The sequence below is a fragment of the Acetobacter aceti NBRC 14818 genome (assembly GCF_000193495.2).
Classification (GTDB): Bacteria; Pseudomonadota; Alphaproteobacteria; order Acetobacterales; family Acetobacteraceae; genus Acetobacter; species Acetobacter aceti.
The window spans coordinates 797,908-811,585 of sequence record NZ_AP023410.1; the positions used below are offsets into that span (position 1 = coordinate 797,908).

10 protein-coding genes are annotated in these 13,678 nt (G+C 58.9%); 2 read left to right on the forward strand and 8 right to left on the reverse strand.

The features are described 5' to 3' along the window. Positions 1–30: 30 nt before the first annotated feature. The gene (parE, locus tag EMQ_RS03670) at positions 31–2,064 is read right to left on the reverse strand and encodes a DNA topoisomerase IV subunit B (protein WP_010667701.1); all 2,034 of its coding nucleotides are present in this window, start codon (positions 2,062–2,064) and stop codon (positions 31–33) included. Between the two features lie 54 nt (positions 2,065–2,118). Continuing rightward, positions 2,119–2,652, reverse strand: coding sequence for a hypothetical protein (locus tag EMQ_RS03675; protein WP_010667700.1), 534 nt, complete (start codon positions 2,650–2,652; stop codon positions 2,119–2,121). Positions 2,653–2,997: 345 nt separating this feature from the next. Here EMQ_RS03675 and EMQ_RS03680 point away from each other — a divergent pair, with 345 nt between their 5' ends. Further along, positions 2,998–3,546 carry a hypothetical protein gene (locus EMQ_RS03680; RefSeq protein ID WP_010667699.1) on the forward strand — a complete coding sequence of 183 codons (549 nt, stop codon included), beginning with the start codon at positions 2,998–3,000 and terminating at the stop codon, positions 3,544–3,546. Positions 3,547–3,613: 67 nt separating this feature from the next. Here EMQ_RS03680 and EMQ_RS03685 read toward each other — a convergent pair whose 3' ends face one another. Next, complete coding sequence (locus EMQ_RS03685; protein WP_010667698.1) at positions 3,614–4,063, reverse strand: RrF2 family transcriptional regulator; 450 nt, start codon at positions 4,061–4,063, stop codon at positions 3,614–3,616. Positions 4,064–4,318: 255 nt separating this feature from the next. Between EMQ_RS03685 and cysK the strand changes: the two genes are divergently transcribed. Further along, on the forward strand, positions 4,319–5,308 hold the full coding sequence (cysK, locus tag EMQ_RS03690) for a cysteine synthase A (protein ID WP_010667697.1): 990 nt from the start codon (positions 4,319–4,321) through the stop codon (positions 5,306–5,308). 85 nt (positions 5,309–5,393) lie between these two features. Here cysK and EMQ_RS03695 read toward each other — a convergent pair whose 3' ends face one another. The 5 genes from EMQ_RS03695 to topA form a co-directional block, all read right to left on the reverse strand. Next, entirely contained in the window at positions 5,394–6,533 is a 1,140-nt protein-coding gene (locus tag EMQ_RS03695) for an OmpA family protein (protein ID WP_018308442.1), read from the reverse strand. Positions 6,534–6,803: 270 nt separating this feature from the next. Beyond that, positions 6,804–7,145, reverse strand: coding sequence for a DUF1491 family protein (locus EMQ_RS03700; RefSeq protein ID WP_010667695.1), 342 nt, complete (start codon positions 7,143–7,145; stop codon positions 6,804–6,806). Beyond that, positions 7,142–8,896, reverse strand: coding sequence for a S41 family peptidase (locus EMQ_RS03705; protein WP_035350053.1), 1,755 nt, complete (start codon positions 8,894–8,896; stop codon positions 7,142–7,144). Before EMQ_RS03705 ends, EMQ_RS03700 begins: the two co-directional genes overlap by 4 nt. Before the next feature lie 20 nt (positions 8,897–8,916). Continuing rightward, positions 8,917–10,962, reverse strand: a complete 2,046-nt coding sequence (locus EMQ_RS03710; RefSeq protein WP_010666275.1) for an RNB domain-containing ribonuclease — start codon at positions 10,960–10,962, stop codon at positions 8,917–8,919. Continuing rightward, positions 10,959–13,667 carry a type I DNA topoisomerase gene (gene topA / locus EMQ_RS03715; protein WP_010666274.1) on the reverse strand — a complete coding sequence of 903 codons (2,709 nt, stop codon included), beginning with the start codon at positions 13,665–13,667 and terminating at the stop codon, positions 10,959–10,961. The genes EMQ_RS03710 and topA overlap by 4 nt, the downstream gene beginning before the upstream one ends. Positions 13,668–13,678 lie beyond the last annotated feature (11 nt).

Genomic DNA, 13,678 nt, shown 5'->3' on the forward strand with positions numbered 1-13,678 from the left:
TGCAAGACAACCGGAACCGTCCTTGCCAGTTCAGATATCGAGCATTTCCACTGATTGGGACTGGGCGTGTTCCTGAATGAACGCGAAACGCAGTTCCGGCTTGCGCCCCATCAGACTTTCCACACGTTCCCGCGTCTCCAGTCTGTCGTCCGAATGAATCACCACGCGCAGCAGGGTGCGTCGTTTTGGATCCATGGTCGTCTCCTTGAGATCTTTCGGTGGCATTTCGCCAAGACCTTTAAAGCGTGAGACTTCCACTTTCGCGTTCGCCTTGAAATCGGTCCTGATCTTCCGATCCTTATCGGCGTCATCCATCGCGTAAACCGTCTTGGCACCATGCGTCAGGCGGTAAAGTGGCGGCTGAGCGAGATACAGATGACCGGAGCGCACAAGCTCAGGCAGTTCACGGTAGAAAAATGTCATGAGCAGCGAGGCGATGTGTGCACCGTCCACATCGGCATCCGTCATGATGATGACACGTCCGTAGCGCAGCCGCATCAGGTCGAAGCGATCCCCGGTTCCGCAGCCCAGCGCTTCCACCAGATCACTCAGTTCCTGATTGCCGCGCAGCTTCTCACTCGTGGCACTGGCGACGTTGAGGATTTTACCACGCAGCGGCAACACTGCCTGCGTCTCACGATTACGCGCCTGCTTGGCCGATCCGCCAGCCGAGTCACCCTCTACGAGAAAGATCTCGGTTTCCTCGGCTTTCTCGCGCGTGCAGTCCGTCAGCTTGCCGGGCAGACGCAAACGCCGCGTGGCGCTCTTGCGCGGCGTATCTTTCTGTTCCCGACGACGAAGACGATCTTCCGCACGCTCAACGACAAACGCCAGCAGCGAGTCAGCCTGTGTCGGATTGCCTGACAGCCAGTGATCGAACCGATCACGCAGCGCAGTCTCGACCAGTTTCGACGCTTCGGCGCTGGTCAGCTTTTCTTTGGTCTGCCCCTGAAACTGCGGATCACGGACAAAAGCGGAAAGCTGGATAGCCGTGCAACCGAGAATATCTTCAGCGGTGACAATGCTCGCACGCTTGTTGGATCGCTGATCGCCCCATGCGCGGAAACCCTTGACCAGCGCCGCCCGACAACCTGCCTCATGCGTACCGCCGAGGGGCGTCGGAATGGTGTTGCAGAATGACGCGAAGCTGGCCGTGCCGGATTCGAGAAAGGCGATCGCCCACTCAACCCTGCCGCCGGACACACCATTGGTTTCAGGAAGCTCTGCGTCACCGGACCAGATCGGAGCCAGCAGAGGCGCGTTTTTGCCAAGTTCGTCAGCCAGACTGTCGGCCAGACCACCAGGGAAATGCAGAACCGCTTCAGCGGGCGTTTCATCACCCGCCTTGATCAGGGACGGATCACAATTCCAGCGGATCGTTACTCCACGGAACAGGAAGGCTTTCGAGCGGCACAGCTTGTAGAGGCGTGCAGGCTGGAATGCGTGTGTTCCAAAAATTTCCGGATCGGGCTGAAAGCGTATCTGCGTGCCACGTCGGTTGGGAGCAGCGCCGACCTTTTCTATGGGTGTCTGGGGAATGCCTCGCGCATAGATTTGCCGCCACAGCGTTTTATCGCGGGCGACTTCCACTTCCATGCGGGTCGACAGCGCGTTGACCACGGATGAACCCACACCGTGCAGGCCACCGGATGTCGCATAGGACTTGCCCGAAAATTTACCGCCCGCGTGCAGCGTCGTGAGAATAACTTCGAGCGCCGAGCGGTCAGGAAATCGGGGATGAGGATCAACAGGAATGCCGCGTCCATTATCCCGCACCGTCAGCCAGTTTCCGGGCTCAAGCGTGACATCAATGGTCGTGGCGTGGCCAGCGACTGCCTCGTCCATCGAGTTATCGAGAATTTCAGCGGCGAGATGATGCAGCGCGCCTTCATCCGTTCCGCCAATATACATTCCGGGACGACGACGGACAGGCTCAAGTCCTTCCAGCACCTCGATGGAACTGGCGTCATAGTTCTGACCCGACGCAGCCGCTGTCTGCTGCGTTTTTTGCGGCGTCGGCTGGGAGGAAGAAGGAGATCCGGTGCCTGAGAAAAGATCGCTCATGCCCGGTTCTGTCTCCCTCTACAGATGATTCGTCAAGAACTCAGTTTCTGGACGTTACGCCTTGCGTGCTGTGCGACGACGGGCCCGGCTGCGTGTCTCCGTGGTTTTTTCTACGGCAGGGGCCGCACAGGTCTCGAATGTCGCAGGCTGTGTGATGTCTTTTGCCAGAGCATATTTCGAAAGATCATGTTCATCATCCAGAGCAATGACCTCATCGAACATACCAATTCGCTGATCGCAGAATATGGTGCCCGACTGGAGGCTTTTTTCAGACTGCACGTTCGCCAGCTGCGTAATGTAGTCGTCATGTTCAATCTGCGCCCTCTTTCCGTATGTCGTACGGAAATAGGTATTCAGGCGCTGTTCCTCAGCCAGAAGCTTTGTGCGGAACTTTTCCATAACTGCGTTGTAACGGTCCTGAGCCTTGCAGGAGAGGGCTGTCACCATCAGTTCGCTTTTGAGGCCCTGCACATCGAAAGCTTCAGCAGCCGGAGAGCCGCTACAGCTTGCGGCAAAGGTCCCGGAACCAGCGGTGAGACCAAGGGAAACCACACCGGCGATCGCGAGACGGAACAGACCTGTGGACATGAAAAGCCTCTTTGAAAGAGATGGAATATAACGTGCTCAGACGTATGCACCGCCCGCATCCTGATGGCGAGAGGATTCTGAAACCTGTTTCTCAACCTGTCGCCTCAAAACACGGTTTTATCGACATATTATCGTGAAAAAATATCAGGCATATCTGTCATGCGACCATAATACCGCCGTGATTATGGCGTTTCGACGGCATCCGCCTCCTGCATCCGTACAATCGTCCCGTGCCATGCCTTTCAACCGGCAGTCGGATGCTCTAGAGCGTGATGGATTTCATTGCGGTCGGTGGATTCGCCGCCAGTCCGCCCAGTTGTCAACAGCGATAAGCGGAGCCTATACGTGCGTCTTAAAGTCCTAGCCGTGCCTGTGCTGGCCACCAGCTTTCTGGCCGGATGTAATCATGGTCCGCTTCAGAGCGGTCGTTACGGATCGCCTGATCCATTCGGCTACATGAAAACATCCGCCGTCTGCCAGACCACCAAACCGACGACCGACGCCCAGGGCGATCGTGTAGCCACCATGACTGTCCGCAGCGATGATGGTCGTTGCGTTCTGGCCGTCGCCCCGCCCGATGGCGGCGCTTATGCCTCCTTTGGCGTTTCACCCACGCCTGAGCACGGCAAGGCGTTCCTTTACACGCTCGATGGGCAGACACAGATCGCCTACACGCCGGTCATGGCCTATTCCGGTCCGGACAAATTCTCGGTTGTGCTGATCCGTGGCCCCGGCCAGAAGCGCGACAACCTGACAGTCAATGTCACGGTTGATGCAACAGGCGTGGTCATACCAAAGCCAGCCGTCAGCGCCCCGACACCGGAGCGCAAGGAAACGCGCAAGGCGACGACGACAACCAAACGTCGCACGGTAACAAAAGCACGCAAACGCTAAGTCTGCGCACTTTATTCAAGACCCTGGATGATTTTCCTGATGCACTGATTGACAGTGCATCAGGGCGTTATATCGAAAAGGTGATCGGTTCTGTCAGCGGCCGACGCAGACCGGCCGTTTCGGCCTTCCTGACAAGATCATCCAGCGTGACTTCACGCAATCTGGCTGTAATCGCCTCATCTTCTTCGCGCCAGAAAGGATCAAGAACCTTCTGGTAGAGATCGCCTGAAGAGCCATCATCGGCCTCGGGATCTGTGTTCACGACCGTAGAGACGATTTCCGCGATGGAAATATCCCTTCTCGGACGCCCCAGCCGATACCCTCCCCGTGGTCCCCTGACGCTTTCCAGCAGCGATGAGCGGGACAGCATCTGCAGCAGGGGTTCAATACCCCGTCGGACCAGCCCGGCTCTCTGGGCAATGTCCGCTGCGTTCACGGTACCGGTCCGCCCCGCATAAAATGCAACATCCAGCATGATCATAACGCCGGTCATTGCACGGTCGCGTCGCAAAAACATTGAGCCTTCCCCAAAGCCATTCATTCCGCCGACAATTAGCCGACAATCCTCACGATGGCGACATATCCATGCCATGAAAGTGAAAAGCAATGAAAGCAACACTTATCCACATTGCTCTGTCGTGCTATTTCACCAGCATATCCCGATTTGCGGGAAGCGATGTCTGTTCAGGACTTCAGCCAGATCGATTCTCCGTGGCGGCACGGTTCAAACCCCTGTCCTGCCGGCAGAGAGCGCCAGAAAAGAGGTTATGCAATGGTCTCCAAGACGCCAGCCGACCATATTGATTTCAAGTTTGCCCCTCCTCGTGGACGGATTTTCGATTCCATTGTGGATGTGGTCGGCGGCACTCCTCTGGTTGGCCTGCCTCGCATGATGGAAGAAGACAGGCTTCAGGCCCGTATTCTTCTCAAGCTTGAATTTTTTAACCCTCTCGCGTCAGTGAAGGACCGCATCGGCGCCGCCATGGTGCTGGCGGCAGAAGAACAGGGGCTTATCACGCCCGGAAAGAGCGTTCTGGTTGAACCCACATCCGGCAACACGGGCATCTCTCTTGCGTTTGTCGCTGCTTCGCGTGGATATCGCCTGATTGTGACCATGCCGGAGGGCGCATCCATCGAGCGTCGTAAAATGCTTCGGCTGATGGATGCTCAGGTCGAGCTAACTCCTTCCCGTCTTGGTATGGCGGGCGCCATTGCCCGGGCGCAGGAAATTCTCAAGACCACACCTGACGCCTGGATGCCGGGGCAGTTCGACAATCCGGCTAACCCGCTCGTGCATGAGCAGACAACGGCTGAGGAGATCTGGGTCGATACGGCTGGAGCAGTCGATGTCGTCGTCGCTGGCGTTGGGACGGGCGGCACGGCCTCAGGCATTGCGCACGCCCTGAAAAAGAAAAAACCAGGGCTTGAGGTTTTTGGTGTCGAACCCGCTGAAAGCGCCATTCTCAATGGCGATGAACCGGGGCCACACGGCATTCAGGGTATCGGCCCCGGCTTCTGCCCCCGCACGCTCGATGTTGGCGCGCTTGATGGTGTCATGACAGTCTCGGAACGGGAAGCTATTGCTGCGGCTCGACGCTGCGCCCGTCTGGATGGCATTCCCATTGGCATTTCATCAGGTGCGGCTCTGCATGCTGCGGTCACGCTGGCGCATCAGCCTGAGAACAAGGGCAAGACCATTGTGGCCATCGCCCCTTCTTTTGCTGAACGTTATCTCTCCACGTCCCTTTTCAACGGACTGTGAATACGACAACGGGGCCTTCCGGCCCCGTTTTTAATGAAGAGTTAAATGTTGCCCAGTTTGATAACCGGGACGACAGATCAACCATTCAGCGCAAAACGATTTCTACACGCCGGTTCTGAGGTTCTCTCACGCCCAGACCGGTAGGAACCATCAGGTGAGTCTGGCCATATCCCTGCACATCAATGATGGAACCAGCCACACCATCACGAATCAGCTCCGCTTTGACCGTTTCGGCGCGCTTGATGGAGAGTTCCATATTGTAATGCTCACCACGCGGTCCCTGATGGGCCGCGGACGTATCTGTGTACCCTGAGACCTGAATGCGGGTCAGAGCCGTATGCCCGGATGCCTGAGCGGCCACAGCGACAATCGACCGGGCCCGGTCGCTAAGCCCTGCCTCATCCCAGTCGAAGAACACAAGGTAGGTTCTGGCCGCTGTCGGCATTGGTGCGGGACTGACTTCCGCTGGCGGCGGAGGCGGCGGTGCAGGATTGAACTCGTAACGCAGGCCCAGCATCAGGGAATGATTGAAGTCCGTTGCCGTGCTGCGGTTATTTTCAGCCAGCCCATATTCCTTGACCGTATTGCGACCACCAACCGTGCCAAGCGCCGTTGCATGGAAACCCTGCGGTGCCAGCATGGTCCAGAAACGATATTCGGCTGTTGCGGAAAGTCCCACGACCCACGGCACCGGGAAAGCGAGGCCGAAAATTCCCTGATAGGTGAAACCGCCATGTGTGCCCCGCACCTCTTCGGTGAGCGAGCGATCAAGGCCTGTGATGCTCGTATGCATGTGGGTCCAGCCGTAACCGACACCCGCGCCGAAATACGGGAACAGCCAGTTTTGGCCTATATCCAGGTCAAACAGGGCATTGGCCATCAGGCCTGACGTCTGGCGACGCCCATCGCCCTTTGTGGAGACGGTGGCAGAGGAAAGCCGACGGTAATCCATGTTCCGGTAATTGCCTTCAAGTTCCACCCTGAAGCCGTTACCCAATCCGTAACCAATCGAGCCTATGCCGACAGCACCTGTTTTCCAGGTGTCGCGTCCGCTCGGCATGTTGTGAGTCAGACGAACCTGCTGGTCCTGATTGAAAGTCGCACCACCCTCACCCGCAATATACAGACCCTGCACAGGCTGGGCGCTAGCAGCAGCGGACAAAGCGAGGACGACAAGCGGCGCCGACAGGATTGATCCCGTAAGAAACCCGTTACGCAGCTTCATCATGTTCTCCTCACATCTGCACCGATATCGACCGGACGCTTCGACCCGGTGCAATGTCACTGCACTATCACATGGCCTTGTTTTGCCGAAACCAGACCTTCGCGCAACTCGCAACACCGTCCACAAGACTTTCAACTCTGAAAATTCTGCTCAGTCGCCCGGCATTTAGCGCCGTTTTCTCAACATGTCTGCAAACCCGGAGAGCGCCGGAGGTTGCATGGGCCGAGCGGCTTACCATGCATCTGTGGCTCTCATGCAACGCCTGAAGGGTTAAAGCAAGACGGCCTCGAAGGGAGGCGCCAGATCCTCGGTTTCAAATTCAAGGACCCACAGGTCCGGATCACGCCCGACCTGTCTTTCCACATAGGCCTCCGCAGTCGCCTCATCGACAGGATCGGCGCCGCTTCCCCTTATCCATGCCGGAGAACCATCCGGCGCACGAGTCTGTGCAAGCACGACAGTTTTTCTGTCACGCGAGGTGAGGATGGCGAGAACGCCTCCCGCATCCTCGTCTCCACGACGACGACGAAATGCCGGGCATCCCGCGGAATTGGCCTGCCGCAACACGGCGCTGACCCATAAACCGGTCCTGAGACGGGGTTCTGCGCTCATTCAGCTTCCATTCCGGCCGTATCCGCCTCATCAGGAATCATGAAAAGAGCTGCCCTGTAGGCAGCCGGTGTTTCAAGAAGATCACGTCCCACATCCAGATCAAGGTCGCCTCCAAGCGCCGCCGGACAGGTTTTCCTGATTTCAAGGATCCGGGAGACAGGCACCGGGTAACGAACACTGCGTGACTGCCCCACGGATGCGCCGTCCGGCGTATGGCCAGCCCGCAGAGCAGCCATCTGCTTCTCCGTGTCCGCAGCTCCCCGGCTCGTGCAGACCTGTGGCATGACGCCCAGTCCCTGAAGTGGCCAGCCCAATGGCGCGATCACGCGGCTCCATGTCACGAACAGTTCACCACGATCGGGCAACTGGGCAACGGTCTGCACCAGTCCCTTCCCCATTGTCGAACTTCCCACCACCACGGCGCGGTGATGATCGGCCAGGGCCGCCGCGAGAATTTCAGCAGCGCTCGCCGTACGACCGTCCACCAGCACGACAACAGGGAGATGATTGGTCATGTCTCCGCCCTGCACGGCCCAGACATGATTCGCCTGCGGATCACGTCCCTTGGTGACAACCGCCACGCCATTGTCCAGCAGGAGGGCCGCAGCGGTGACAGCCTGTTGCAGCACCCCGCCCCTGTTGCCCCGCAGGTCGATGAGGATTCCGCGCAGATGACGGTCCTGTGTCGCCTGATCGAGATACTGACTCATTTCCTCCGCAGTCTCGGAAGAAAAGGATGTGATGCGAATGATCACCAACGGCCCGGCGCTGAAAGCGAAGACCGTCTCGGGCGGAATTCTTTCCCGTCGCAATTGCAGTGTGCGCGTCCGTTTCAGCGTCGGAGAATAAAACCGCACCGACACACTGCTTCCGGGAGCCCCAGAAACAAGAGCATTGACCTGCTCGACCGACTGGCCCACCACGCTGTGCCCGTCAACGGCAACTATCCTTTCGCCAACATCGACACCGGCTGGCCATGCGGGGCCATTGGTGTTGACAGCACTTACAATCAGGTGACGTGATGCTGTTCTGTTCCGGCCTGAAGGAGGAACGGTCTGTTCATCAATCGTAATGCCGATTCCTGCATTGCCGCCACTCCGCACGGTCCGATCAGTGTCAGCGGGTGTCGGGCTGACATAGCGGGAATACGGGTCGAGATGATTGAAAAGCTCGTCAAAGAAACTCTGGGTCAGCCCGTCTCCCTGCACGTTCTGCAGAACCGATGAATGCTCGGTGGCGGACAGGAGGAAATCGGTCGTGAGCGCGGCCCAGTCCCGCGAACTGTTCGCGACAGGAGCAGGACGCTTCAGAACAACTGACTGCCCCTGCATGAGCTGAATGCCATCCGGAACTTCGACAACGCGCAGGGCCGGATCCAGCGCGCTGATGCCTCCAAGTCCCCAGAGACACAACTGACGTACATCATACGGATGGAGAGTCCGGGGCTGTAAAAACTCCAGCGCTGTCTGGATGACCGCTCGCATGAGACTGGTGTTCAGTCGCAGTGGAGCGTCCTTCTGCTCTGCCGCCTGTTCTCCGACAGCGATCTCATTCGTTGGTACGGTTGTCTCCCTGCCCGCATCCTTCGGACCAACCACGGGAACAGCGGGCGCATGAGCCCCGTCCTTTTCTTCTTCCGGCGTTGCTGCCGCGTAGGCGCAGACGGCTGAGGTCAGCAGCCACACCGCGACAGCCAGCGGCAATATTACCGGCCGAAGTTTAAGGAAACCCCGATGGTCTGAAGAAAGCATCACGGACAGACCTCGGTTTCTCATGCGGAAAACCCGGCGCACTGAAAGATGCACTGAAAGACGTCGCGTGACAGACCGGCGATTCTGACACGCACGACGGCCCCCTTTCGCAGGGAAAAGAGTGCCCATGCCTCCGGAGAGGACGCTGCTGCGCCAGAACACGCTTCACTTCCCCCACACGAATCCGAAAGCATTTTTCGGTCTGCATTTTCCCTGAAGGGAAGGAGACCGGTTGTCTGCGTTTCCGTCAATGTGACCAGAGCGCCATCCGGGGTCGCACCAGTCACATGGCCGGACCAGATCCTCTCCTGATCCTGACATAACCACAGCGCCAGCAGACGTTGCCGCGTGGCCGTGGAAGCCTCGGCTGCCCGGGCCTCGGTCACGGTCAGATGGGTAGCCAGGGCAAGAAGATCTCCGTCATCAGCAGAGGCCGCCTGGGCAGGCTGCCCTTCCGGAGCAATCGCTTCCAGAAGCATCCGGTGATTTGTCAGATCTGCATACCGACGGATGGGGCTGGTGAGATGCGCATAAACATCCAGTTGCAGGCCCGCATGACGTGCTGGTTCAGCGGCGTAAACAGCCGGCAGACGTGGCGCATCCGCCACAGCGCTGGCATCGGCGTGAGACCGGAAAAGCGCGGTTTTCTCCTTGTCACGCAAAACCTGTGCACCGGCATGGCAAGCTGCAATCATGAAGGACTCGACAAGATGCCTGCTTTCAAGTGGACGGGTATCCGAAACACCTAAACGCCCGGTCTGCCTGTCCAGTTCCACACGAAGCAGATCCCTGTCTGCAACCTGTAGACAGCCGCGCCGGATACGCGCTGCCCGCAACGCTTCATGCGCCACATACAGCGTATCGACCCACGCAGGCCCCAGATCGTCGTGGAGGAAAGGCAGTCTACCTTCTCGCATTGCCTCAAGCTGCTCGTAGGTCAGACGAGCGCGGCTCCGCATGACACCACGATCGATATGGGTATCTGTCGGGAGCCCTTCGGCGTTGAAACGCATGTCGAAAACAACACAGAACCGCTCTTCGTCTGGTCGAAGCGAACAAAGATCTTCCGACAAACGCGGGGGCAGCATCGGCACAACGCCGTCGGGAAAGTAGACAGAATGTCCGCGTCGCCGCGCTTCCTCGTCGAGCGCTGAATGAGGCGTGACATAGTGGGAGACATCTGCAATGGCGACGAGCAGCCGAAAGCCCTCGCCCTCACGCTGTGCCCAGATGGCGTCATCGAAGTCACGGGCATCCGGACCATCGACTGTCACGAATGGAATCGAGCGGAAATCCTTACGACCGGCCGGGAACGGCCCCGCATCCGGCGCGGTCAGGTGCAGCGCCTCGGCCAACACGTCCGATGGAAACGCCTTCGGAAGGCCGTATTCCGCGCGCCCCATATCCGCGACAGCCAAGGGGTCATCCAGCTTGCCGAAACATTGCCGGATATGGCCATCATCATCCGCCTGAACGAGATCGCCCTCTTTCAGACCGGGGCGGTCCTCTGCCGGAACCGTGCGGCGACAGGTGCTCTGCGGGTCACACGCCCGCACCTCTTCCCCGCCGAAAATACCGACGAAACAGACAGGTTCTTGCCGTTTCATTATCCGGGCTTCGTAGCGGCTCGCACCAACTGACCGCAGACGCGCCAGCACACGCGCTCCAGCCACAAGAGGCGGCTCATCTGATGGAGGTGGATGCACGAACACAATTGGCTGACTGCCTTTCGCCATAGCCCGCCTGCCAAGTGCTTCATCAGCCGCAATCCTGCCGAACGGCGCACCGTGCCGGTCGTGCCCCGTGATGACAACTTCAGCCAGCAGAGGCAGATCCGGTTCGCCACGCAGCTTTCCGAGCAGGGCCTCTTCCCGAAACACGCCGTCAAGCGCCATCGCATGCAGCACGGCCCGCACCTGTTTCTTGCGATCAGGCGGTAGCCCGAGCCGACGAAGCAACTGCCCGGCGGTCAACGGCACAGAGGTCTCCCGGAGGATCTGCGCCAGAACATCCCTGTCCGGCAGACCTACGCCCGAGGACAGGGATGTCGCTGTATCAGCCCTCATTCAGCGGACGTCTGATCTTTCGCAGTCGCTGCTTTCTTCCGGGTAGCAGGCTTCTTTTTTGCCGCAGTGGTCGCTTTCGCCTTCGTCGCCTTTTTTGCAGGCTTTTCGGCGTCGCCCTCCGCCTTGGCCTTGCTCTTCGCTGTGGTCTTGGCAGCCGTTTTGGTCGTCTTTTTTGCGCCAGCCTTGCCTCTCGGCTTCAGAGGCTTGCCCTTCTCGGCCAGCAGTTCCAGAGCGCCATCCAGCGTGACATCGTCCATGCTTTCGCCACGCGCCAGATTGGCGACAACCTGACCATGCTGGACATACGGCCCGAACCGGCCCTTGCGCACCATGACCGGCTCGCCATCCTTCGGATGCGGCCCAAGGTTACGGATCGAGGCGATCTTCTTGGCCAGCGCGTCCACGGCCCGATTCAACCCGACCGTCAGAACATCATCGTCCTTGTCGAGCGAGCCGTAGATCGCGCCCATCTTCACATACGGACCAAAACGCCCCAATCCGGCTTCGATCGGCTCATTGAATTCCGGATGAATGCCCACAATCCGGGGCAGGCTGAGAAGTCCGACAGCCTGATCCAGCGTCAGATTCTCCAGACTCAACCCCTTCGGCAGCGAAGCCCGTTTCGGCTTGGCCTTCTTGTCCTCGGGGTTGGGTTCGCCCTGCTGGACATAAAGTCCCCAGGGCCCACGCTTGACCACAATGTCCTCACCGGTGACCGGATGCTGACCAAGCAGCTTCATCCCGTCTTTAAGCTCTTCGCTGCCGTCACCCTCACCGCCTTCGACGGCCAGTTTCCGGGTGTACTGACATTCCGGGTAGTTGGAGCAGCCAATGAACGCACCATAGCGTCCGAGTTTCAGCCCGAGCCGGCCTGTACCGCAAGAGGTGCAGACTCGCGGATCGGTTCCGTCCGTCGTCGGCGGGAAGAAGTGCGAACCCAGATCCTGATCGAGTGCGTCGATGACCTCGGTAATGGTCAGGTCTTTTGTCTGCGCGACCGCAGCGGAAAAGGCCTGCCAGAAGGCGCTCATCACCTTGCGCCAGTCAGCGTGACCAGCGGAAATATCGTCAAGCTGCTCTTCAAGACCCGCCGTGAACTGCGGATCGACATAACGCTCGAAGAAGGAGACGAGAAACGCCGTGACCAGTCGTCCGCGATCTTCCGGCATGAAGCGCCGGGCTTCCAGACGCACATAGTTACGGTCTCTCAGAACCGTCAGAATGGAAGCATAGGTGGAAGGACGACCAATGCCGATCTCTTCCATCTTCTTGACCAGCGACGCTTCCGAATAACGCGGTGGCGGCTGGGTGAAGTGCTGTTCAGCCTCCACATCGCCACGCTTGAGCGGATCACGCTCGTTCATCGGCGGCAACATACGGCTTTCGTCGTCAGCCGCCTTGTCGCTTTCGTCCCGGCCTTCCGTATAGAGTTTCAGGAAGCCATCGAATGCGATGATGGAACCTGTGGCGCGCAGCACGGTCTTGCCGGGCTGATCGGCCACATCGACAGCCACCTGATCCAGTTCCGCAGACTGCATCTGGCTTGCGACAGCGCGCTTCCACACCAGTTCATACAGACGCCGCTGCTCGTCACTGAGATATTTCGCAACCGAAGCCGGTGTACGACTGACATCGGTCGGGCGCACGGCTTCATGCGCTTCCTGCGCATTCTTCGCTTTGGTCGAATAGACACGCGGCTGGGCAGGCACGTAGTTCGCGCCGAAATCCTTGCCGATATGACGACGAATGTCAGCGATTGCCTCGCCGGCCATCGTGACACCATCGGTACGCATATAGGTGATCAGGCCGACCGTCTCACCACCCAGATCGATGCCTTCATAGAGCTGCTGCGCCGTCCGCATGGTGTTCTGCGCGCCCATGCCCAGCTTGCGCGAGGCCTCCTGCTGGAGTGTGGACGTCGTGAACGGCGGTGGCGGGTTGCGCTTGACCTTCTTGCGTTCGACGGACTTGACCGCAAACGTGCCAGCCAGCACCGCATCCCGTGCGGCGAAGGCCTGTTCTTCATTCGCGAGGTCGAACTGGTCGAGCTTCTTGCCGCCCAGATGCGTCAGGCGGGTTGTAAAGGGCGCACCGGCAGGCGTCAGGAATGTCGCGCCGACCGTCCAGTATTCCCTTGGCTTGAAGACCTCGATCTCGGCTTCACGCTCGCAGATCAGACGCAGGGCGACCGACTGCACACGCCCGGCACTCTTCGAACCGGGCAGTTTGCGCCACAGAACGGGTGAGAGTGTGAAGCCGACAAGATAATCGAGCGCACGGCGGGCGAGATAGGCCTCGATCAGCGGCATATCGAGGTCACGCGGATGCGCCATCGCTTCCTTGATGGCGCCCTTGGTGATCTCGTTGAACGTCACACGCTGGACGTTCACACCCTTGAGCGCATTCTTCTCGGCCAGCATGGCCTTGACGTGCCAGGAAATCGCCTCACCTTCCCGATCCGGGTCAGTGGCGAGATACAGTGTATGCGCGCCCTTCAGGGCCTTCACGATGGCCGCAACCTGCTTCTGGCCACGCTCATCGGACTGCCACTTCATGGCGAAATCTTCATCCGGCAGAACGGACCCGTCTTTTGGCGGCAGGTCACGGACGTGTCCGAACGAGGCGAGAACGGTATAACCGTCACCTAGATATTTATTGATCGTCTTCGCCTTGGCAGGCGACTCAACCACGACGACGTCAGTCATGCTCTCTCCGC